This is a genomic window from Bacillus sp. JJ722, assembly GCF_036963345.1.
Classification (GTDB): Bacteria; Bacillota; Bacilli; order Bacillales; family DSM-1321; genus Bacillus_AD.
This window is the reverse complement of sequence record NZ_JBALMO010000326.1, coordinates 1,430-1,696: the sequence shown is the minus strand read 5'-3', so window position 1 is coordinate 1,696 and position 267 is coordinate 1,430.

Sequence of the window (267 nt, the reverse complement as noted above, 5' to 3'; positions counted from 1 at the left end):
TAGTAACATAGTACCTTTTAACAGTTTGTTTCCCATATAATTTCTCCATTTTATAATTAACATTTTAATGATATGTTAACATAAATAACCATAATGGAACTTATTTATGTAAAGAAAAAGTTAATAGAAGACAAGAAGATAGGGTAATTAAGGCTGGACATTTTCAAATAGCTCTTTAAGTTTAGCCATTTCAGAATTGGAATGAATTTAATTAAAGCGATTTCTGAAATAACGATTATTTAGTATTAAAATAGATCAGTCCAATGG